General features: G+C 45.2%; 16 protein-coding genes. 14 read left to right on the top strand and 2 right to left on the bottom strand.

Translation table 11 applies throughout. The features are described 5' to 3' along the window. Positions 1-437: 437 nt before the first annotated feature. The 7 genes from F0145_RS17525 to F0145_RS17495 all read left to right on the top strand — a co-directional run bounded on the left by F0145_RS17525 (position 438) and on the right by F0145_RS17495 (position 7,886). Positions 438-887 (top strand): CoxG family protein, encoded by a 450-nt coding sequence (locus F0145_RS17525; protein ID WP_150090308.1) that lies wholly within the window; start codon positions 438-440, stop codon positions 885-887. Between the two features lie 329 nt (positions 888-1,216). Beyond that, complete coding sequence (locus tag F0145_RS17520) at positions 1,217-1,699, top strand: (2Fe-2S)-binding protein (protein WP_150090306.1); 483 nt, start codon at positions 1,217-1,219, stop codon at positions 1,697-1,699. Further along, on the top strand, positions 1,696-4,083 hold the full coding sequence (locus tag F0145_RS17515; protein WP_150090304.1) for a xanthine dehydrogenase family protein molybdopterin-binding subunit: 2,388 nt from the start codon (positions 1,696-1,698) through the stop codon (positions 4,081-4,083). The genes F0145_RS17520 and F0145_RS17515 overlap by 4 nt, the downstream gene beginning before the upstream one ends. Before the next feature lie 87 nt (positions 4,084-4,170). Beyond that, positions 4,171-5,007, top strand: a complete 837-nt coding sequence (locus F0145_RS17510; RefSeq protein WP_150090302.1) for an FAD binding domain-containing protein — start codon at positions 4,171-4,173, stop codon at positions 5,005-5,007. 62 nt (positions 5,008-5,069) lie between these two features. Beyond that, positions 5,070-5,537, top strand: a complete 468-nt coding sequence (locus tag F0145_RS17505) for a DUF3224 domain-containing protein (protein ID WP_150090300.1) — start codon at positions 5,070-5,072, stop codon at positions 5,535-5,537. Between the two features lie 313 nt (positions 5,538-5,850). Then, on the top strand, positions 5,851-6,768 hold the full coding sequence (locus tag F0145_RS17500) for an AAA family ATPase (protein ID WP_223816130.1): 918 nt from the start codon (positions 5,851-5,853) through the stop codon (positions 6,766-6,768). Next, the gene (locus F0145_RS17495; protein WP_150090298.1) at positions 6,765-7,886 is read left to right on the top strand and encodes a vWA domain-containing protein; all 1,122 of its coding nucleotides are present in this window, start codon (positions 6,765-6,767) and stop codon (positions 7,884-7,886) included. The genes F0145_RS17500 and F0145_RS17495 overlap by 4 nt, the downstream gene beginning before the upstream one ends. Before the next feature lie 31 nt (positions 7,887-7,917). On the opposite strand, the gene nfi is transcribed toward F0145_RS17495, so the two are convergent. Further along, entirely contained in the window at positions 7,918-8,592 is a 675-nt protein-coding gene (gene nfi / locus F0145_RS17490) for a deoxyribonuclease V (protein WP_150090296.1), read from the bottom strand. Between the two features lie 197 nt (positions 8,593-8,789). Here nfi and F0145_RS17485 point away from each other — a divergent pair, with 197 nt between their 5' ends. The 7 genes from F0145_RS17485 to F0145_RS17455 all read left to right on the top strand — a co-directional run bounded on the left by F0145_RS17485 (position 8,790) and on the right by F0145_RS17455 (position 22,145). Next, complete coding sequence (locus F0145_RS17485) at positions 8,790-9,593, top strand: hypothetical protein (RefSeq protein ID WP_150090294.1); 804 nt, start codon at positions 8,790-8,792, stop codon at positions 9,591-9,593. Positions 9,594-9,944: 351 nt separating this feature from the next. Continuing rightward, a complete protein-coding gene (locus tag F0145_RS17480; protein ID WP_150090292.1) occupies positions 9,945-11,348 on the top strand; it encodes a TolC family protein in 1,404 nt (467 codons plus the stop codon). 70 nt (positions 11,349-11,418) lie between these two features. Beyond that, positions 11,419-14,577, top strand: coding sequence for an efflux RND transporter permease subunit (locus F0145_RS17475; protein ID WP_150090290.1), 3,159 nt, complete (start codon positions 11,419-11,421; stop codon positions 14,575-14,577). A 4-nt stretch (positions 14,578-14,581) separates the two neighbouring features. Beyond that, the gene (locus F0145_RS17470) at positions 14,582-15,727 is read left to right on the top strand and encodes an efflux RND transporter periplasmic adaptor subunit (RefSeq protein WP_150090288.1); all 1,146 of its coding nucleotides are present in this window, start codon (positions 14,582-14,584) and stop codon (positions 15,725-15,727) included. 650 nt (positions 15,728-16,377) lie between these two features. Beyond that, on the top strand, positions 16,378-18,210 hold the full coding sequence (locus F0145_RS17465) for a PQQ-dependent sugar dehydrogenase (protein WP_150090287.1): 1,833 nt from the start codon (positions 16,378-16,380) through the stop codon (positions 18,208-18,210). 475 nt (positions 18,211-18,685) lie between these two features. Next, positions 18,686-20,911, top strand: coding sequence for an NADP-dependent isocitrate dehydrogenase (locus F0145_RS17460; protein ID WP_150090285.1), 2,226 nt, complete (start codon positions 18,686-18,688; stop codon positions 20,909-20,911). A 355-nt stretch (positions 20,912-21,266) separates the two neighbouring features. Continuing rightward, a complete protein-coding gene (locus F0145_RS17455; protein WP_150090283.1) occupies positions 21,267-22,145 on the top strand; it encodes an HNH endonuclease signature motif containing protein in 879 nt (292 codons plus the stop codon). A 111-nt stretch (positions 22,146-22,256) separates the two neighbouring features. Here the strand turns inward: F0145_RS17455 and F0145_RS17450 are convergent, their stop codons facing one another. Then, the gene (locus F0145_RS17450; RefSeq protein ID WP_317133190.1) at positions 22,257-22,685 is read right to left on the bottom strand and encodes a GIY-YIG nuclease family protein; all 429 of its coding nucleotides are present in this window, start codon (positions 22,683-22,685) and stop codon (positions 22,257-22,259) included. Positions 22,686-22,687 lie beyond the last annotated feature (2 nt).

The following is a 22,687-nucleotide window of genomic DNA, read 5'->3' as shown; positions in this document are numbered from 1 at the left end:
ATACGCTGCAGGTAGTAAATCTTAAAAATATTGATGATATTTATCTGGCTGTTAAAACCGGGAAACAATAAACACAAAGCGAAAACTGTAGCAGCTTATAGGAAGCCGCTAATTCTATATTTTACCCTAATGTTTGTTGATTTTTATTACCTAAAAGCCTGAACAAAAACTTTCTGTTCGGAAGCAAAGGTGAGCAGTGCAAAAAATCCCGGAAAAATAATAAGGAATTTTGTAGCTATATAATTTTAAATTTATAAATTTATAATAATCTTCTTTATAAAGGAGGAAAGCAGTGGTTAGCCATTTTTTTCTTTTCAAAACCGGAACACCGCTCGCTGCTATTCCCGCATCTGTTTAAATTATTTTTCAGCGCTTTAAAATTAGTGCTGATTAGTAAAATCCATTAAGATAACTTAACCTGGTTTTCTTCTAAGCCTATGCAGCTAACCGGCAAACAAGTTCTGAATGCAGCTCCTGCCCAAGTATGGGAAAAATTAATGGACATAGATACGCTTGCCAGAATAATGCCGGGCGTAAGTTCGCTGGAACAAATCGGTGAAAATTCTTTTGTATCTACGCTCCAAATTAAACTGGGTCCGGTAAATGGCTCCTTCTCCGGTAACATGCAATTGGAAGACATAACGGAAGAAAAAAACTTTACCTTAAAAGTGCAGCAGAGCAGTAAAGTGGGCAATGCTAACGCGGCCGTAAAAGTGAATTTAGTGCCCGTAGATGATAACCACACCGAAGTTTCTTTCGATGGGGATGCCCGGCTTTCCGGTATATTGGCCGGTATGGGTCAACGGGTTATTGGCGGCGTGGCTAATACCTTAACCAAGCAATTTTTTACTAACCTGGAAAAAGAACTCGCTCAATCTGCTTCTTAACAGAATAGTGGGCAATAGAATATTCATTATTTTAATATATAACGCAAAGCACCTGATCTGGATTTTATAACTCTTTAGGTAAAGGATTAGGTACTTATCCAATGGCTGTAGTGCCAGAAAAGCTTCCATCCTAATAGTAGAAGGGTAAAGGTGGCTATATAGGTCTAGCGAAAATCTTGTAGTTAATTAAAATATTATTCTCTGTTCTGAATTAGTCTATTACCGGCTTAATCAGGTTTTCCTTTTCAATATTTCTAAAGCTGAAAGGCAGAAAAGGAAAACCTAAGTTGTATTCAAGGTTCTATTTCTTCAACCATAAATCCACCACTATGCAAATTAAAGTAAAAGTCAACGGCGTTGATTATACCCACGAAGTTGAACCGCGGTTATTGCTGGTGCATTACCTGCGCGAGGTATTGCACCTGACCGGCACGCACGTCGGCTGCGATACCAGCATTTGCGGTGCCTGCACGGTTCAGGTAAACAGCAAGCCCACCAAAAGCTGCACCATGTTTGCCGTTCAGGCCGATGGTTGCGAAATACTTACGGTGGAAGGATTAGCGCCTAACGGAGAAATGCACGTGCTGCAGGAAGGGTTTAAAGAAATGCATGGCCTGCAATGCGGCTTTTGTACGCCGGGCATTCTGATGACCATGACCGATTTTTTGAAGAACAACCCCGACCCATCTGAAGAAGACATTCGCCACGCCCTGAAAGGCCATTTATGCCGTTGCACTGGTTACCAGAATATTGTGAAAGCGGTGCAATATGCAGCTGCCAAAATAGCTAATAGAGAGGAGGTACCCGCATGAGCACCACCAACGGCATGATCGGAAAATCCGTGAAACGGGTAGAAGATAAAAGATTTATTACCGGCAAAGGCCGGTATACCGATGATATTGTGCTGCCCTTGCAGACTTATGCCTGCTTTGTAAGAAGCCCTTACGCCCACGCCAAAATAGTTGGGGTAGATTTAGAAGTAGCCAAAGCCATGCCCGGCGTAGTAGCCATTTACACCGGTGCTGATGTAGCCGCCATTAACGGTGTACCCTGCGGCTGGCAAGTAAACTTTAAAAACGGCGATACCATGAAAGAGCCAAAGCATGCCTTACTGGTTGAGGATAAAGCCCGGTATGTAGGCGATGCGGTGGCGGTAGTTATTGCCGAAACCCGCGAACAGGCTAAAGATGCGGCCCAAATGGTACTGGTAGATTATGAAGAATTACCGGTAACGGTAGATGCCGCCAAAGCCGTTAAACCCGGCGCACCATTGGTACATGATCTGGCTCCTAATAATATATGTTTTGATTGGGAATTGGGCAACCCGAAAGAAGAAGTAGACCAAGCCTTAGCCGATGCCGCCCACCTAACTACCCTGGAGTTTGTAAACCAGCGGGTGGTGCCCAATGCCATAGAACCCCGCAGTTATAACGCCGCTTACGATGCCGTCAGTGAAAAATATACCCTGTATACCAGTACCCAAAACCCCCATGTAATCCGTTTGCTCATGTGTGCTTTTGTACTGGGTATTCCGGAACACAAAGTTAGGGTAGTTGGCCCCGATGTAGGTGGTGGCTTTGGCAGCAAAATATTCCATTACCCCGAAGAAGCCTTGCTGACCTGGGCTACCAAAAATATTAACCGGCCCATTAAATGGACCGCCGAGAGAACCGAAAGTTTTTTAACCGATGCCCACGGCCGCGACCACGTTACCAAAGCCGAAATGGGATTTGATACCACCGGAAAAATATTAGGCTTGCGGGTAAAAACCTACGCCAACCTGGGGGCTTACCTTTCTACTTTTGGCCCTTGTGTGCCCACTTACCTGCACGGTACCTTATTGCAGGGATTGTATACCACGCCTAAAATTAATGTAGATGTTACGGGCGTATTTACTAACACCACGCCGGTTGATGCTTACCGGGGAGCCGGTCGGCCCGAAGCAACTTACCTGCTGGAGCGCTTAATGGATTTGGCGGCGCACGAAATGGAAATGGACCCGGCCGAACTGCGGTTGCGGAATTTTATTCCGCCTTTCGATGGCGTAGAACAGCCGGGTTTCCAGACCCAGGTAGCCCTTCAGTACGACAGTGGTAATTACGAAGGCGTGCTTACCAAAGGATTGGAAATGTTGGGCTACAAAGAATTTCGGCAAAAGCAGCAGGAAGCAGCGCAGAACGGTAAATTATTAGGGGTTGGTTTTTCTACTTACATCGAAGCCTGCGGCATTGCGCCTTCGGCGGTAGTTGGTTCGTTGGGTGCCCGGGCCGGGTTATTCGAAGTAGGCCAGGTGCGGGTGCAACCTACCGGAAAGGTAAGTGTATTTACGGGTTCCCACGCACACGGCCAAGGCCACGAAACAACTTTTGCCCAAGTGGTTGCTAGTAAATTGGGTATCCCTATGGAAGACATCGATATTGTGCACGGCGATACCGATAGCGTGGCTTTTGGTATGGGCACGTACGGTTCCAGGAGTTTAGCCGTGGGCGGTTCGGCCATTATCAGAAGCCTGGAAAAAATAATTGAAAAAGGTAAAAAAATAGCCGCCCACCGACTGGAGGCCAACGCCGATGACATGGAATTTGAGCACGGCCAGTTTACCGTTAAAGGTACCGATAAATCCGTTAGTTTTGGCGATGTGGCCTTAACCGCTTACGTGCCGCACATCTACCCTAAAGATTTAGAACCGGGTCTGGACTTCAGCAGCTTTTACGATCCGGCCAACTTTACTTATCCGTTTGGTTGCCATATTGCGGTGGTAGAAGTAGAAAAAGACACTGGCAAAGTAGCCCTGCAGCGGTTTATTGCGGTGGATGATGTTGGTAATATTATTAACCCCATGATCGTGGAAGGACAAATTCACGGGGGTGTGGCGCAAGGTGTAGGGCAAGCTTTGTTTGAAGGGGCCGAATACGACAGCAATGGCCAGCTAACCAATGCTACCTACATGGATTATTGCATGCCCCGGGCCGACGACTTCCCGTTGTTCGAAACCGCTACCCAGGTTACGCCTTGTCCGCATAATCCGCTGGGCGTAAAAGGAGCCGGCGAAGCCGGTACCATTGGTTCTACGCCTGCGGTGGTTAACGCTGTAATTGATGCCTTATGGAGCGGCGGCCACCAGGTGAAAGATATCCGGATGCCCCTCACTTCCGAAAGGGTTTGGCGCGCCATGCAAACGCCTGTTAATACATAAGCAACAGGAATTTAAAGGTGGAAAGCATATAACTGAATACCTCCTTAACACCATCTTACGCTGTTTTTAACCTCTTAATTCTGAAAAATGATACCTGTAGCATTTGAATATAAAAAAGTATCCAGCGTGGAAGAAGCTCTGACTTCTTTGGCATCCGGAGGCGAAGGCAAATTATTAGCCGGTGGTTACAGCCTGATACCCGCTATGAAACTACGTTTAAACCAACCCGCATTGCTGATTGATATTGGCGATATTCCGGCCCTGAAAGGCATCCGGGAAGAAGACGGCGAAATAGTAATAAATGCCGGCACTACCCACAACGATATTCTGCACAACGACCTGATTCAACAGCACTTGCCGTTTTTTCACGAAGCGGCCAAAATGATTGGCGATGAACAGGTGCGAAACCGGGGAACCATGGGCGGCAGCCTGGCCCATGCCGACCCGGCCGCCGACTGGCCGGCCCTGGTGCTGGCGGCGGATGCTAACATTGAATTAGCCGGCACCAGCGGCAAAAGAACCCTAAAAGCAACCGAATTTTTTACCGGCCTTTTCTCTACCGAATTGCAGGAAAACGAAATTATTACGGCTATCCGGGTGCCTATTCCGGCAGAAGGGTCCAAATCGGTTTACTTAAAATTCGAGAATCCTGCCTCCCGGTTTGCCATTGTGGGTTGTGCGGTGTTGCGGTTACCCGATGGCAGAATAAATATTGCCTTCACCGGCGTAGCAGATTTTGCTTTCCGCGATGCGGGCGCTGAAAAGGCTGTTTCGGGCAAAACCATGGATGATGCTGCTATGCAGGAAGCGCAGACTGCGGCCGTAGTGGGGGTAGATATATTAAGCGATAATTTTGCCTCGGCAGAATACCGGAAACACCTGGCCAAAGTGTATCTGAAAAGAGCCCTCCAGGCGGTAATGTAGACGGCGGTAAAGTTTCTGGCTGTGGTTTAAGTAACAGCCTATTAAATTTAAAAATATTAATAATGAAAAAGTTAAATCAAATTTTACCCGTTGCTGTTTTTTTACTGATAGCGGTTTTAGTAATTATTTCCTCGGCCTGGGTACCCGCCATTAGAGGCTGCCATAAAATAAATGCCAAAGGCAACGGCGTTATTCTTAGCGCCCCTACGGAAGTTGTTACAGTTACCGAAGCGGAAATTATTGGGGGTGGTTTGTTGCACGGTACTACCCGAGCCGAATTTACATCTCCTGTAACCCCAGATACGTTTATCGGCACCCTGGTATTTACTACCAGGCAAGGTACCCTGGAATTCGAAATTAACAACGGGCAGTTTATCGGAACCCAATTTTTTGCTACCGCAGTAGCCATAGAAGGTAGTGGTACTGGAAAGTTATCCGGCGCAACCGGCACGTTGGTGCTGGAAGGCGCAGTAAACCCAACTAACGGCTCCTTCACCGAAGATGTAACCGGAGAAATTTGCTTTGATTAATTTTATTAAACTATAACCTTACATGGAAGCTGTATAGCATAATAATTATAGGCTAGTCAGTACCCTTGCTGTGAGTTTTCACCGGCAAGTAGTCGGGCAAAGCTTTAATTTTTAGCAAGAGTTTAAAAGGATAAAAGCTTATGGAACTTACATCTGTCATTCAGGAGGAAACTTGTTCGTGACTTACTAACAAGTTTCCTCCTGAATGACAGATGTGGGCTTCAAAGACTTATAGAAAGTAAATAGGTAAAAGCTATTTTATTTTAATAATTGTTTCCCCCCCTTTCCCAAATATTTTTTTAAATATTCCAGCTTGAATAATCAGAGCAGTCAAAATCAAATTACCCTAACCAATATTAGCCACCTGTTGCAGCAGCAAGGTTATATCACTGATCAGTCGGTGGCGATGTCGGTTTTTCTTTCGTTTCAACTTAACAAGCCTTTATTAATTGAAGGGCCGGCCGGCGTGGGTAAAACCGAAATTGCCAAAGTAATGGCCCGGGTGTTGGAAACCGATCTTATCCGGTTGCAATGTTACGAAGGCTTGGATGCCAGCCACGCGTTGTACGAATGGAACTACCACCGGCAACTGCTGCATTTAAAAATGCTGGAACAGGAAAAGCAATCGGTAGAAGAAAAAGAGAAAACTATTTTTAGCGATACTTTTTTAATGAAAAGGCCATTGCTGCAGGCCATCACTTACCACCAGCAACCTGTATTACTAATAGACGAAGTAGATCGTTCGGACGAAGAATTTGAAAGCTTTTTACTCGAAGTGCTGAGTGAATGGCAGATTACTATTCCGGAAATTGGCACCATTACCGCCACGCATATTCCGCAGGTAATATTAACCAGTAACCGCACCCGCGAATTATCCGAAGCCCTCCGTCGCCGCTGTTTATACTTGTACATCGATTACCCGGATTTCGAAAAAGAATTAAATATAGTTCGCCAGAAAGTACCCGGTATAGATGCTAGGTTAAGCCAGCAGATATGTGGTTTTATGGCGCAACTCCGCCTGTTGAAATTAGAAAAAACTCCCGGCATTGCCGAAACCCTGGATTGGGCCCGGGCTTTAAGCATCTTGCACATCGACCACCTGGATAAAGACATGGTAGAACAAACCTTAGGCGTAGTGCTGAAAGACTGGCACGATACCAGGCAGGTACAAATGAGTTTAAGCCAGTTGCTGGAAAAAACCGGGATACACTCCAAATTAGATAATCTTTGATTCTGCGCCAAACCTCACTCTCCGGTAATATCGTGCAATTCTGCCGGTTTCTGCGGCAGAAAGGGTTTGCCCTTAGTGCGGAGGAAGAAGCTACTGCCCTTAAAAGCTTAAGCTTTATTGATTATCAATCCCAACCCATTTTCCAGCAGGCTCTGAAAGCCGTTCTTTGCCGAAGTAAAAGCCAGCTAGATGAATTTGACGCTTTATTTTTGGAGTATTGGCAGGAAATTAACCAGGCGGTAGACGCTAAAGTGAAATCCAAAGCGGCCCCTGGCGCAAAGCCGGTTACCAACCCACCTTCTTTCCAGGCGCTAAAATCCTGGCTGAACGGCAATAACCACCAGGAGATTGAACAAACGGCGGCGTACAGTATTCACCAGAATTTATCCCGTCAGGATTTTTCCCGGATTCCGGCCGATGATATAGTGGAAATGATGAAAATTATTAAAGCTTTATCCAGGCGGTTGGCCGCGCAGGCCAGCCGGCGTTATGAAAAAACAGCTAAGATAAAGCAGCCCGACCTGCGCCGAACCTTACGAAAAAATATTCGGTTAGGGGGCGAGTTAATGGAAATTGCCTTCCGGCAGCCAAAGTGCAACCGCCTCAAACTGGTGGTGCTATGCGATATAAGCAAGTCCATGGAATTGTACACGGCCTTTCTTTTACAATTTATTTATTCCTTTGGGCAAGTATTCCGCCGCCTCGAAACTTTTGCTTTCAGCACCTCGCTGCATTCTATTACCTCTCTTCTTAGCCATCACGATTTTGCTAATGCGTTACAAGCTTTGAGTGTCCAAAATTTCGACTTACAAGGGGGTACTAAAATTGGAGAAAGCCTGCACACTTTTGTTACCGACTATGCCGCCCGGCTACTGGACAAACGCACCATGGTGCTAATACTAAGCGATGGATGGGACACCGGTGATATCCCATTACTGGACCAGAGTATGAAAGTGCTGCAGGAAAAAGCAAAGAAGGTTATCTGGTTAAATCCGTTGGCCGGTTATGCCGGTTACCGGCCCGAGGTGGCCGGTATGCAAACTGTCCTTCCGTATATTAATGTATTAGCGCCCGTGCATAATGTCGCCAGTTTACGAAAGCTGGCTAAGTGGTTATGAGTTTGCAGAAATAAATATTATCAAATATTTATTAACGCACTTCTTTCTTCAGTTCCTCGGCGTAGTGGTCAGCCAGCCGGGTGGGTTCGGGCAGTTTGTGTTTACGCGCCGTCTCTAGCGCTATGCGTGTGGCCGTTTCCAAATCCATCAGGTGTCCGGCCGAGACAAAAACTGGTTTTACGTTATCTTTCGTGCGCAGGGTATTCGCAATCAGTTCGTCGCGGTGAAATATTGGGGTAAGATTGCCTTTCTCCGGAGCGGGCAGTTCGTATTTACCCACCAATATTTTTTTGGCTACGCCCATGGTCGGTTTTTGCAGCAACACACCCAAATAACTGGCAATTCCTAACCGGCGCGGATGCGAAATACCGTGCCCGTCTACCATAATCAGGTCGGGTTTGGTTTGTAGTTTTTCGTAAGCCTTCAGCAAATTAGGCGCTTCCCGGAATGCCAAAAAACCCGGCACATAAGGCATTTCTACTGGTGCATAGTTATACTGTATTTCCAAAATATCTAGTTCCGGATAACGCAGCAACACAAACACCGATAAAATATTCTCGCCGATAAAAGACGAGTCGCAACCCGCCAGGGTACGCAAGGTAAACTCAGGCTTCTGAATAATTACCTGCTGGATAAGTTCTTTTTGCTTTTGGGTAAGGGTGCGCAATAATTCAGGGTCGGTGGGAGGTTGCGGGCGATAATACATAAACAGATAAACAGAAGGTTTTAAGTATAGCAGAATATTCCTTAATTCTGTAACACGTAGGCTTCCGGGTTTTAGTTACTTACCGGTTTCGGAATAGCAACTGGCTGATTTTAATAATTTATTTAACCCACTTGCAACCAATGAGCTATTACCGGAATCATTCACACACAGACCTAAATATTACCCCTGAAAACACTATGAAAAATTTTAACTTGAGTGCCGTTTTACTTTGTTTATTATTTGCGATTGCCTGCAAAAACGATGAGGACGTAGTAAAACCCGATAAAGATTTAAATATCTGCCTGCTTACCAACATAACGTTTGCCGGCACCGATGCCATTACTTACGAATACGACAATCAAAAGCGGCTGAAAAAAGCCAATCATGCTAAAGATGCGGTTAGCAACGAAAATTATTATAAAGAATACGACTACGACGCCGCCAACCGGGTTATTAAAGAAAGTTTTAAATTATCGGATGGTACCTTATTCAGCTATTTTGCTTTTACTTATAACAACAAAAACCTGCTCGAAAAAATAGCTTTTTATACCAAATCAGCCGGTAATAGCTTTAAGCACGAGTATGATAAAATTTTAATTTATTCCGGCACTAATAAAATAGAGCAGGTAAAATCTTTAAATCCAGACGACCCTGCTACAGATTATCGCGTGGCTGAATATACTTATGATGCTAAACAGAATATCAGCAAGGTTCAAGAGTTTGTTGTAAATGGCACTTCTAAACTTAACGACTTAACCACGGAATATACCTACGACAACCAAAATAATCCTTACCTGAACGCTACTTACCTGGGCATTGGGGCCGAAACAATTTCCCGAAATAATATTGCCACTGAGAAAGAAACGTATCACCTTTCAGGTTTAACAAAGAATTATACTTACACCTACCAATACAACGCGAGAGGTCTGCCTACAAAACAAATTCGGCAATCCGACACCAATACGCTGGAAATCTTGCGGGAATATGCCTGTACCGAATAAATCTAGTCGGTTCTAAATAATTTGCTGTTATCCTCTTATTTCATCGATTGAGAATGAAGTTAAACCGAAGCTTTCTCCGGGATGAAATCAGTATTATATTTCTTTTTCTAATAATGATTTACGAGTGCACCTCAGGTCCAAAAGCGCGTTAACTTCCAGGTTTATTTAATACAAACTCACGCCGCAGAAATAATTAGTTAAATTTTCAGGCTTGCATGTAGATTTATTCTTTTGGATTAAATAATTTAGGCCTATTGAGATAAAATTATTAAAGATTACACGTTAGGGCTAAATTTTTAATATTCAGCCGGGGTATTCTGTATTTTATCTCTGAAGCTGATATTATCCTGCATGTTCAAGAGATTAAGTATTCGCAGTAGCCTTACCTTTATATTTATATTGTTGGCTTACTTTGCCCAAGGGCAAAATCAGGTTTTAACCATGACTGAGGCCTTACAAACGGCCTTAACTAACTATGGTACCCTAAAAGCCAAAGCCAATTATACCCAGGCATCACAGGCGGCGGTCCGGCAGAGCCAGCGCGATTATCTTCCGAATTTCAGCGTTTCGGGACAGCATGATTACGGCACCATTAACGGGCAAAACGGTGCTTTTTACGGGTTCCGGGGGTTGAATTCTTCTTCGTCGGGGCCGGCCATGGAAACCCAGAACTGGAACGCTGCTTTTGGTGCGCTGTACCTCGCGAATGTAAACTGGGATTTTTTCTCATTTGGCCAGGCCCGCGAAAAAATACAAGTTGCTAAAGCGGTGAATAACCAGGACCAAGCTGACCTAGTACAGGAACAATTTCAGCACCAGGTGCGGGTAGCCGGGGCTTATTTAAATTTACAGGCTGCGCAACGGCTCACTCGCTCGCAGGAACGAAACTTGGAACGGGCAGTGGCCCTGAAGCGGGTGGTGGTGGCCCGGGCCAAAAACGGCTTAAACCCCGGTGTAGATTCCTCGCTGGCCATTGCCGAAGTATCGAACGCCAAAATTGCCCTGACCCGCGCGGTAGATACTGAACAGGAACAAGCCAATCAACTGGCGCAATTATTGGGCGTAGCGCCGCAACCTTTTGTGCTGGATAGCCTGTTCTTTACCCGCGTGCCGGTAGCTTTTGCGGCGGCAACCACCAACCCCGCCGACAATCACCCGGTGTTAAGTTTTTACCGCCAGCGCCTGAACCTAAGCCGGCAACGTGAGAAATATTTCCGGACCTTTAACTATCCCACTTTTTCGGTATTCAGCGTGTTACAAGCCCGGGGCTCGGGTTTTAGCCACGATTATAATATTAATCCGGAGGCTTATACCAAAAGTTTCCGGCAGGGCATTACGCCTACCCGGGGCAATTACTTGTTTGGGGTGGGCATGGTCTGGAACTTAACCGATAATTTGCGGGTGCAGCAGCAGGTACAAGCCCAGCAATATACCTCGCGAGGCCTGCAAAATGAATACAATTTGGTAAACCAGCAGCTTACCGCCCAACTATCTTTAGCCGAAACAAAAATTCAAAATGCCCTGAGTAATTACCGCGAAGCGCCAAATCAGATTCAGGCAGCTTCGAATGCTTACACCCAAAAAAATGCTTTATACCGGAATGGCCTGGCTACTATCGTAGATATTACCCAGGCGCTTTATACCCTGAACCGGGCCGAAATTGACCGCGATATTGCCCACAGCAACGTGTGGCAAGCCTTGTTGTTTAAAGCGGCTGCCGCCGGCGATATTTCCTTATTTACCAACGAGTTTTAAGCCACCAGATAATCAGAATTAGTCCTCCGGAAACTTAAAACTTACTACTTAAAACTTACTACTTTTTTAAATGGATTTAATAAGAGGAGCGCTGCGGAAACCCATCACCATTATGGTGCTGGTAGCTGGTTTATTTTTCTTTGGGATTAACGCTATCCGCACTATTAAAATCGATATTTTCCCCGACCTGAACCTGCCGGTAATTTATATTTCGCACCCGTACGGCGGGTACGCCCCGGCCCAGATGGAAGCTTATTTCGGGAAGCAATACGTAAACCTGATGCTGTACGTGGCTGGGGTAAAAAGCATTGAAACCCGCAATATTCAGGGCTTAACGCTCATGAAATTAACCTTCTACGAAGGCACCAACATGGCGCAGGCTGCCGCCGAAGTAACAGCTTTCACTAACCGGGGACAGGCACTCTTTCCGCAAGGGTCCCAGCCGCCGTTTATCATGCGCTTCGATGCTTCTACGCTGCCCGTGGGGCAGTTGGTACTAAGCAGTCCTATCCGCTCGAATAACGAGTTGCAGGATATGGCCAACACCTACTTGCGCTCCTCGTTTACTTCTATTCCAGGCTTGGTTACGCCGCCACCCTTTGGGGGTAATGTGCGATCTATTGTGATTAAAGTAGACCCACAGTTATTGCGTGCCCATAATCTCACGCCCGATCAGGTGGTATTGGCCCTTCGGGATTATAACCAAACCTCGCCTTCGGGCAACGTGCGCATTGGCGATTTTAATTATATTACCCCAACCAACACCTCCATTAAAAACCTGAAAGACTTCGAAAATATTCCTTTGTACAAAGGGGCTATTCACAACGTGTTTTTGCGCGATGTGGCTAAAGTAGAAGATGCCGCCGACGTTACGAGTGGTTACGCACTGGTTAACGGCAAACGGTCGGTTTACCTGGCCATTACCAAATCTGCGAATGCCTCTACCTGGGAGGTCGTTAAAAATTTAAAAAAGGCGTTGCCCCGTTTCCAGAGCATGTTACCGCCCGACGTGAAACTTTCTTACGAGTTCGACCAGTCGGTTTACGTGATTAATTCGGTGAAAAGCTTAATTACCGAAGGGGCCATTGGCGCAATATTAACCGGGTTAATGGTGTTGCTTTTTCTCGGCGACCGCCGCGGGGCTTTAATTGTAATCTTAACCATCCCTACTTCTATTATTTCGGGAGTATTATTTCTGCACCTGTTTAACCAAACCATTAATATCATGACCTTAAGTGGTTTGTCGCTGGCCATTGGTATTCTGGTAGATGAATCGACGGTTACGATTGAAAATATTCACCAGCATCTGGCTATGGGCAAGACCAAAGCTTTAGCTATCTGGGATGCCTGTCAGGAAATTGCCTTTCCGAAGTTATTAATCTTGTTTTGTATTCTGGCGGTATTTGCCCCGGCTTTAACCATGAAAGGCATACCGGGCGCGTTGTTTTTGCCCTTGTCGCTGGCCATAGGTTTTTCGATGGTAACCTCCTATTTACTCGCCCAAACCTTTGTGCCGATTATGGCGAACTGGCTGATGAAAGAACATCACCCGGCCGATGCGCACGCTGAACAAAAGAAACCAGGACGTTTCGAGCGTTTCCAGTTACGTTTCCTGACCTGGATTGACAAAATGCTGCCGGCCCGCAAGGCAGTGGTAAGTATTTATATTTTGGTGGCTCTTTTTATAACCGGCTTGATGCTGGCGGGTATTGGCCGCGATGTATTGCCCAAGGTAAACAGTGGCCAGTTTCAGGTGCGGTTGCGGGCTCCGGACGGTACCAGGATTGAACGCACCGAAGCCCGTTTGGTAAAAACCTTACGGGTGCTTGAAGATATGGTGGGCAAAAAAAATATTGAAATTACTTCGGCTTTTGTGGGCCAGCACCCAGGGCAATATTCTACCAGCCCCATTTATTTGTTTATGAGCGGCCCCCAGGAAGCCGTGTTGCAGGTAAACCTGAGCGAAGGTTACCACGTGGACATGGACGAACTGAAAGATAAGTTCCGGCGGGAAATTAAAGCCGCTATGCCCGATTTGCAGCTTTCTTTTGAACCCATAGAACTCACCGATAAAATATTAAGCCAGGGTTCTCCGACGCCCATTGAGGTGAAAGTCTCGGGTAAAAACAAAAAGCAGAACGAAGAATATGCCCATAAAATTACCCGGAAATTAAAGGAAATTGCCTACTTGCGCGACGTACAAATTGGGCAAGCAATCCGGTATCCTACCATTAATATTAATATCGATCGGGCGCGGGCTTCACAATTAGGATTAAGTATTTCGGATATTTCGCGTTCGCTGGTGGCGTCTACCTCTTCGTCCAGGTTTACTGAGAAAAACGTTTGGATTGATGAAAAAGCGAACCAAACCTACAGCGTACAGGTTTCGGTACCGGAATACAACATGGCCAGCATTAACGACCTTCGCGAAATTCCCTTAATGGCGAACCGCGCCCGCCCTGTATTAAGCGATGTAGCCGACATAGAACCCGCTACTGCCTACGGCGAAAACGACAACCTGGGAGCCATACCGGTGATTTCGGTAACCGCTAATTTAAACCAAACCGACTTAGGTACCGCTTCCACCGATGTAGATGCGGCTATTGCCTCGCTGGGCGAATTGCCCCGCGGCTTAACCATCGAATCGAAAGGCTTAAGCCAGACCCTGAACGAAACCCTCGATAGTTTGCAATCCGGTTTATTGGTAGCCATTGTGGTAATATTTTTGATGCTGGCGGCTAATTTTCAATCTTTTAAAGTATCGCTGGTGGTGCTGTCGACGGTGCCGGCGGTATTATTGGGTTCTTTGGCTTTGCTGCTTTTAACCGGCTCTACTTTAAACCTGCAATCCTACATGGGCATGATTATGTCGGTAGGGGTGTCGGTATCGAATGCGGTATTACTCATCACCAATGCCGAGCAATTGCGCCTCCAGAGCGGTAATGCGGTTGCAGCGGCACGCGAAGCCGCCGGTATCCGGTTACGACCTATCTTAATGACCAGTTTGGCCATGATTGCCGGGATGATTCCGATGGCGGCCGGTTTAGGCGAAGCCGGGGAACAAACGGCTCCGTTGGGGCGGGCAGTAATAGGTGGCCTGGTGGCTTCTACATTTGCGGCGCTCCTGATTTTGCCCTTGGCTTTTGCCTGGGTACAAGGTAAAGCCACCACCCAATCGGTGTCGTTAGACCCCACCGACCAAGAAAGTAAATATTATATTCCAGCGTAGTAAGATGAAGAATTTAATAAAATATACCCGGCACGGAGGTAAGTTGGTTGTAGCCGGTAGTTTTTTGCTTCTGCATAGTTCGTCGGCTTGCCATACCGCCGATTCTAAATCGGAGCAGCAGGTGCAGGTAACTGAGCCCGAAGTGGAAGTAATAACCCTACAGAAAGGCAAATTATCTTCGTCGCTACAGATTCCCGGCGAATTATTACCTTACCAGGAAGTAGATTTGTACGCGAAAGAAAACAGCTACGTCCGGAAATTATACGTGGATATTGGCTCGGAAGTAAAGGCTGGGCAAATATTGGCAAGCCTGGAAGCGCCCGAACTAAATTCCCGTTTGGCCGAAACCCAATCGCGGTTAAAATCGCAAGAAGCGCTGTATACCGCCAGCAGAGCCCATTATAACCGCCTGTACGAAACCAGCAAAACGCCAGGCACCATTTCACCCAATGATTTAGACCAGGCCCTGGCGAAACAAAATTCGGATAGGGCCAATTTAGAAGCCGCCAAAGCGGCTTACCGGGCGGTGGTGGCTACCCGCAATTACCTCGAAATCCGGGCACCTTTTAATGGTGTAATTACCTCCCGAAATGTGAGTCCGGGCGCTTATGTGGGGCCGTCGGGCAAAGGCTCAGAGCTGCCGTTGCTGGAGTTACAGGAGCAGAAGAAATTGCGTTTGGTGGTATCGGTACCGGAAATGTACACGGGCTTATTAAACCACCAGCACGCCATCAGCTTTACGGTTAAATCGGTACCCAACCAGGAATTTAAAGCCGTCGTGAAGCGCATGGCCGGTGCCTTGGATACGCGATTGCGGGCCGAACGCCTGGAAATGGACGTCGCGAATCCGGACCATAAATTGTTGCCAGGGATGTATGCAGAGGTAAATATACCGCTCCCGGCCAAAGACAGCACTTTTGTGGTACCAGCCAGCGCGGTAGTGGCTTCTACCGAAAAGGTTTTTGTGGTGAAAGTAGCCAATAACAAAGCCGAGTGGGTAGAAGTACAAAAAGGCCGCCAAGCTGATGACAAAGTAGAAATATACGGCAAATTAAACCCCGGCGATAAACTAGTGGCCGTTGCTACCGACGAAATTCGCGATGGGGCCGAACTCAAGAATATAAAAGTAAACGCCCAAACTAAACTATAAAGCAAAGACAAACCCAATCGTAAAGTAAAGACAAGGGCTTGATAACTGTAAAAACGCTAAACCAGATCCAAGCCTCAAAGGGGCGAAATATCCTAACACGGGGTGCAGCCCTGTGCCAAGCTAACTCTTAAAGGTTCCAAGCCCTGAAAGTGCGTAATATTCTAGTTATAAATTGCGTCCTGCACTGTACTTCGAGCTAGTACTTCGCCTTTCAGGGCTAAGCCGTAGGGTGGTCTTAATGACGATGGGCTGCACCCATCGCTAAGATATTACGCCCCATCGGGGCTGTTAGGAATTTAACTTTGCAATTTAAACTGATGCTATTGTCAGCTTCCTTTTATACCAACTTAGCTATTACTTTTTTGTCCGTAGAATAAAATATTGAAAAGAGGACAAGATTATCCCTGGATGAAACAGGAAAACAACCCGTAAGTTGGTATTAGTAGGTAATCTGAATTTTAATATTTATTTTGGGTTTACACAGGGTATGCGAAAATAGTAAAAGACCTTAAGAGATTGGTTCACCGAAAAATATTCCGCAAAGGTTTACTTAAGTACCAACCCATGCTGCCTGTAAGTTAAAAGGCTATTTTTTTAAGTAATAGACGTTTCCAGACACTAATTAAGCACCACCACAAATACCATTAACAATGGGTAAACATCCTTATTTACTGGTTTTAACCTGTCTGCAGTTGCTTTTTCTGGCTGGCTGTGCTCCCAAACAAACTCCTACGGTTACCAATTCGGCTCCTGCTCCGTCCGCAATATCCGGGGTAGAACAGGCCAAAGTTGCGGGACAAAAGCCTACAGATTCGGTTCAGGCCACCAGTCCGTACGCCTCTAATCCGCAGGTTATTGCTCAAGGCGAGGCTTTATTCCAGAACAACTGCGCCGCTTGCCATAATTTCAAACAAAAAAGCATCGGCCCTAACCTGGCGGGTGTTACCGCCGAGGTTTCGCATACCTGGATCACCAGCTTTATTCGCAATGCCCCGGCGGTTATTGCGAGTGGGGATGCTCGGGGAAAACGCCTTTTTGCAGAATATAACCAATACATGCCGCCTTTTACAAGCTTAAGCAATGCTGATATCCAGGCCCTAGTATCGTTCATAAACACCCATAAAAAAACGGCGCCCCTCACCGTAAGTAGCACCCAATATGGCGAAGCCATCAAAGACCCTATACCAACTAAAATTCCGAAGTCTAACCTGAAATTAATACTGGACGAAGTATTAACCGCACCGGCTACGGCCCAGAAAATACCTTTGGCCCGCATAAACAAAATGCGGGTATTAACCGGTGGTAAAAAAGACCGGCATTTTATACAGGAGTTGCGGGGGCTGATTTATGAAATAGAAGGTAAAAAGCTGAACGTATTTATGGATATTACCAAAGAACGTCCGGGTTTTATTCCGCAACCAGGGTTGGCCACCGGCTTCGGGAGTTTTGCTTTTCACCCGGAGTTTTACAAAAATGGTTTGTTTTATACCACCCACACCGAGAAAGCCAAAGCTGCCCCAGCTGATTTTGCTGTTGCCGATTCTCTAAAAATAGCCCTGCAGTGGGTACTGACTGAGTGGAAAATGAACGGCCCCCATGCGGCAACTTTTGCCGGTACGGGCCGGGAAATGCTGCGGGTTGACATGATGACCCAAGTTCATGGGGTGCAGGAAATTATTTTTAATCCTTTGGCCAAACCAGGTTCGCCGGATTATGGCTTATTGTACATTGGGGTGGGCGACGGCGGTTCGGCCGAAGGCGGCGCTTACTTTATTTGTAACAGCAACAAAACCATCTGGAGCTCGGTGCTGCGCATCGACCCAAAAGGCAGAAACAGCGAAAACGGCAAATATGGTATTCCGGCCCAGAACCCCTTTGCCCAAGACAACGACCCCCAAACCCTGGGCGAGGTTTATGTACGGGGTTTCCGCAACCCCAACCGCATTAGCTGGTCACCGGATGGTAAAATGCTGATTTCGGATATTGGTTTAAATAATATTGAAGAACTAAATATAGGCCAGGCCGGGGCCGATTATGGCTGGCCAGCCCGGGAAGGCACTTTCCTGCTAGACTACCGGGGCAAAATGGACCGGGTATACGCCTTACCGCCGGACGATAATAAATTTAACTATACTTACCCGGTCGCGCAGTTCGACCACGACGAAGGCAATGCTATTTCGGGTGGTTTTGTTTACACCAATCCCAATATTGCGGTTTTAAAGGGTAAATATATCTTCGGCGATATTGTGAGCGGCCGCGTATTTTTCGTGGATAATAGCCAACTTAAGCTGGGGCAGCAAGCACCCATTCAGGAAATGGATCTGCAAATTGCCGGCAAGCGCACTACTTTAAAGGAAATAATGGGCGGCAAAAAAACCGACCTCCGCTTTGGCTTAGGACCTAAACAGGAGCTTTATATTTTTACCAAATCCGATGGCCGCCTTTATAAAGTAACGGGCTGCTCAACTAAGGATGAAATATAATCCTAAAATATGCCCGCAAACTAAGGCAAAGCCCTGAAGGGGCGAAATCCCCCAACACAGGGTGCAGCCCTGTGCCTGTCAAGCACCCAAAACCAAAGCCCTGAATGGGCGTAATTATCTTTATTCTAAGTATTTCGCCCATTCAGGGCTTTGCTGTCGGGATTGGTGTAATTACGATGGGCTGCACCCATCGCTGATATCTTTCGCCCCTTTGGGGCTATTCGGAATTTATAGATAGCTTACTTAATATTCAGTCAAATTTCTAATCAAAAATATTGCTCCAAAAGTTTTTAACAACCTTTACGGATTGCCTACTATAGCTGTACTATTCCCAAAAGACTATTATATTTGCCGCTGTAACTATTGGGTTCTGTTGTTCGAATAGTTAAGTCCATCATACTAAAAAATAAACTAGTCATATAACTTATATGCACCACCTTTTGGTGTTTATAAAACCTTAAACCAAAAGCATAACATGACCAAAACCGCAAAAATTGTTTACACCATAACCGATGAAGCGCCGGCCCTGGCAACGTATTCTTTTTTACCCATTGTACAAACCTTTACCAAGGCCGCCGATATAGCAGTTGAAACCCGGGATATTTCGCTGGCCGGCCGTATCTTGTCGACCTTCCCGGAGAACTTAACCGAAGAACAAAAACAAAACGATGATTTAGCTTACCTGGGCGAACTAGCCAAAACCCCGGAAGCCAATATTATTAAATTACCCAATATTAGTGCGTCGGTGCCGCAGTTAACGGCCGCAATTAAAGAACTGCAAAGCCAAGGCTATAATATTCCGGATTACCCGGCCACGCCGCAGACCGATGCGGAAAAAGAAATTCAGACCCGTTACGGCAAAGTACTGGGTAGTGCGGTAAATCCCGTTTTACGCGAAGGTAACTCAGACCGCCGCGTGGCGCCGCCAGTTAAAGAATACGCCAAGAAAAACCCGCATTCAATGGGTGCCTGGTCCTCTGATTCTAAGTCGCACGTATCGCACATGGATGGCGATGATTTTTACGGCAGCGAGCAATCGGTGGTAATAGAACAGGCCGGCTCGGTTAAAATTGAATTTGTAGGGGCCGATGGTACCATCAAAACCTTAAAAGATAATTTAGCTTTAAAAGCCGGCGAGGTAATAGATGCTTCGCGGATGAGCAAAAAAGCATTACGGGCTTTCTACGAAAAAGAAATTGCCGAGGCTAAGGCCCAAGGTGTTTTGTTATCGCTGCACCTGAAAGCCACCATGATGAAGGTTTCGGACCCGATTATGTTTGGCCACGCGGTTACCGTTTTCTTCAAAGATATTTTCAAGAAACACGCTGACACCCTGAAAAGCATTGGCGTTAACCCGAACAACGGTTTAAGCGATTTGTACGCGAAAATCCAGAACTTACCCCAGGACCAGAAAGCCGCCATTGAAGCCGATATTAAAATGGTTTACGACAATGCGCCGGCCTTAGCCATGGTCGATTCGGACAAAGGTATCACCAATTTACACTTCCCGAACGATGTAATTATTGATGCTTCTATGCCGGCCGCTATTCGTACGTCGGGCCGCATGTGGGGTACCGATGGCAAAGCGCACGATACCAAATTTATGATTCCGGACCGCAGCTACGCCGGTATTTACGAGGCCGTAATTGACTTCTGTAAAGAAAATGGTGCTTTCGACCCGAGCACTATGGGTACTGTGCCGAACATTGGTTTAATGGCCCAGAAAGCAGAAGAATACGGCTCGCACGATAAAACTTTCCAGATAGCCGAAAGCGGTACCGTACGGGTGGTAGATGGCAGCGGCAAGGCTTTAATGGAGCACAAAGTAGAGGAAGGCGATATCTGGCGGATGTGCCAGACCAAAGATTTACCGATTCAGGATTGGGTGAAACTGGCCGTAACCCGCGCCCGCATTACAAACACACCGGCCATCTTCTGGCTCGATAAAAACCGGCCGCACGATGCCAACCTGATTCAGAAAGTTGAGAAATATTTACAGGACCACGATACTAGCGGTTTAGAAGTAAAGGTTATGTCGCCGGTAGAAGCCATGCGTTATACCTGCGCGCGCGCCAAAGCTGGTCAGGATACGATTTCGGTAACCGGTAACGTACTACGCGATTATTTAACCGATTTATTCCCGATTATAGAGTTAGGCACCAGCGCCAAAATGCTTTCGATTGTGCCATTGCTGGATGGTGGCGGCTTGTTCGAGACCGGTGCCGGTGGTTCGGCCCCGAAACACGTGCAGCAGTTTACCGAAGAAAATTACCTGCGTTGGGATTCGTTGGGTGAGTTCCTGGCCTTAGCCGTTTCGCTGGAAGATTTAGCTTACAAAACCAAAAACGAGAAAGCGGCCGTATTAGCCGAAGCCCTGAACCAGGCCAACGGCAAGTTCCTGGAAAACGACAAATCACCTTCCCGGAAAGTTGGCGGCATTGATAACCGCGGCAGCCATTTTTACCTGGCGCTGTACTGGGCCCAGGCCATGGCCGAGCAAACCGAAGACCAGGAGTTGGCTGCTAAATTTGCTAACCTGGCCAAAACCTTAACCGAAAACGAAGCCAAAATTGTAGAAGAACAAATTGCCGTTCAAGGTAAACCCGTTGATTTAGGTGGTTATTTCCGTCCGGATGCTGCTAAAGCTGAAAAAGCTATGCGTCCGAGTGAAACTTTGAATAATGCTTTAGCTAATTTCTAGTTGTAATAAACTAATTTAAAAAGGCTACTGACATTTAAATCAGTAGTCTTTTTTTTATTTAAGTTTGTATATAAATAGCTGAATATTCTTCATCTATTTCAAAATAAATTTGAATTATCTTCATTTAAATAGTAAATCAAAGGCTATTAAAACAACAAATAATTGAAGATTATTACTTATATATGCCGGGAACTGGGGATAAACGGAGGAACTCTGTATAATCAGTATTAAGCGACTATTTTAATGATGAATGAAGTACTGATACTACTTGTTTATTAATTAGAATTGAAAAGGTAGAGTTTATTCGTTTATTGTAAAGTAAATTTATCTTATCCAAAAAGTAAGTAAAGGCATAATGATTACAATTAATACTTTTACAGGTTATGGCGTACATAGTGATTTAGCATCTTACTTGATAAATGCTGGTGCAAACATAACTGAATTTAGAAAGTTGGCTAAAAGAGAGCTAATGGAAAAATATTCACTCTCTGAGCAGCAGGTTATATTCATCAAGAAATGTGTTAAAAGGAAGCCTATTGAGGAAGATGTCAGTTACAAATTACTTAGAAATAGTAATTTTACATGTTGCATTTGCAAAGGTAAAAAAAGCGATAGCTTTATTTTACATCATATTAAAAAGTATTCTGAAACCCAAGATAACTCATATGAAAACCTTGCAGTACTTTGTCCAAATGATCATGATATTGCCCATAGAGAAGGTGATGATATAACCCGAAAATTAACTCGGAATGATATTATAAAGGCAAAGACTGATTGGGAGCAAACTGTTAAAATGTATAATGAGGAGATGGCAAGTAGTCCAAAACCAAGAATTATATGGAATGAAATAGCGGGTAAAATTGCTAATTATGTTAGGAATTCACATTTTAATGTACATCGTGGTGCAATACTTTTCGATGTGAATACAACAGCTGTTTTTGGCAATGATGGATTCGAAGTTGAAGAGGGGCAAGATAATCGTGCTAAAATTGAAGTTGAGATTTTAACTAAAGTGATGTCTATAAATAATTTTAGTGAATTAGGTTTTGGTTTATCTAATGATGGGTATACATGGTGTATGTTAATACAAACGAACAAGGTAAAGTTCTTAAATGATGTAGTTTGGATGTGTTATCCATTAGGAGGTTCAAATAATCCTATTCAACACAAAATTTCGAATTCAAATTTATTGAAGTATCAGGATAAGCTTCTTAAAGAACAGGAAAGCTTTTAAATAAATCTTCCACATTAAGGCGCAGAAAATACTTTCGCGACTTGCTTACGACTCAAAATAGCTCTTAACTCTTATTTATACACTTTGTCATTCAGGAGGAAACTATTTGGCCTATTCAAGGCCGCTGACTACAAGGAAGTCTAGGTAAGGATTTATTAATTTGATTAACTCTAACTTCTTATCCCGGCTTATATCTTTGATTTCTTTTTCTCTATCAATAGCAATATTTACATCAGAATACCTTTCGTAGTAAAGTAGTTTATAGCAGTAAAATTTGCCGGCAAAAGTGCTTGAATTTCCTTTGTTCTCAAAATGTTGTTGTAGCCTGGTTGGTAAATCATTTGTAACGCCAGTATAAAGAACTGTCTTTTTCGGATTGGAGGTTATATAAACGAAATAGTTGCCTTTAAGCATTGTAGCTAGCGCTTTTGAATAGGCTAAATAGTTTCCTCCTGAATGACAAAGATGAAAAAACATAATTGCAAATTCTAAAAGAAAAAGGACAATATTGTATTGTCCTTTTTCTTTTAGAATTTGCAATT

This window comes from Adhaeribacter rhizoryzae (assembly GCF_008629685.1).
In the GTDB taxonomy this organism is placed as follows: domain Bacteria; phylum Bacteroidota; class Bacteroidia; order Cytophagales; family Hymenobacteraceae; genus Adhaeribacter; species Adhaeribacter rhizoryzae.
The sequence above is the reverse complement of the archived record's forward strand: the minus strand, read 5'-3'. Positions and strand labels throughout refer to the sequence as shown.

Excerpts from the sequence above, each read along its gene's own strand:
- F0145_RS17525 (WP_150090308.1), top strand. The coding sequence starts at position 438 with ATGCAGCTAACCGGCAAACAAGTTCTGAATGCAGCTCCTGCCCAAGTA.
- F0145_RS17520 (WP_150090306.1), top strand. The coding sequence starts at position 1,217 with ATGCAAATTAAAGTAAAAGTCAACGGCGTTGATTATACCCACGAAGTT.
- F0145_RS17515 (WP_150090304.1), top strand. The coding sequence starts at position 1,696 with ATGAGCACCACCAACGGCATGATCGGAAAATCCGTGAAACGGGTAGAA.
- F0145_RS17510 (WP_150090302.1), top strand. The coding sequence starts at position 4,171 with ATGATACCTGTAGCATTTGAATATAAAAAAGTATCCAGCGTGGAAGAA.
- F0145_RS17505 (WP_150090300.1), top strand. The coding sequence starts at position 5,070 with ATGAAAAAGTTAAATCAAATTTTACCCGTTGCTGTTTTTTTACTGATA.
- nfi (WP_150090296.1), bottom strand. The coding sequence starts at position 8,592 with ATGTATTATCGCCCGCAACCTCCCACCGACCCTGAATTATTGCGCACC.
- F0145_RS17485 (WP_150090294.1), top strand. The coding sequence starts at position 8,790 with ATGAAAAATTTTAACTTGAGTGCCGTTTTACTTTGTTTATTATTTGCG.
- F0145_RS17480 (WP_150090292.1), top strand. The coding sequence starts at position 9,945 with ATGTTCAAGAGATTAAGTATTCGCAGTAGCCTTACCTTTATATTTATA.
- F0145_RS17475 (WP_150090290.1), top strand. The coding sequence starts at position 11,419 with ATGGATTTAATAAGAGGAGCGCTGCGGAAACCCATCACCATTATGGTG.
- F0145_RS17470 (WP_150090288.1), top strand. The coding sequence starts at position 14,582 with ATGAAGAATTTAATAAAATATACCCGGCACGGAGGTAAGTTGGTTGTA.
- F0145_RS17465 (WP_150090287.1), top strand. The coding sequence starts at position 16,378 with ATGGGTAAACATCCTTATTTACTGGTTTTAACCTGTCTGCAGTTGCTT.
- F0145_RS17460 (WP_150090285.1), top strand. The coding sequence starts at position 18,686 with ATGACCAAAACCGCAAAAATTGTTTACACCATAACCGATGAAGCGCCG.
- F0145_RS17455 (WP_150090283.1), top strand. The coding sequence starts at position 21,267 with ATGATTACAATTAATACTTTTACAGGTTATGGCGTACATAGTGATTTA.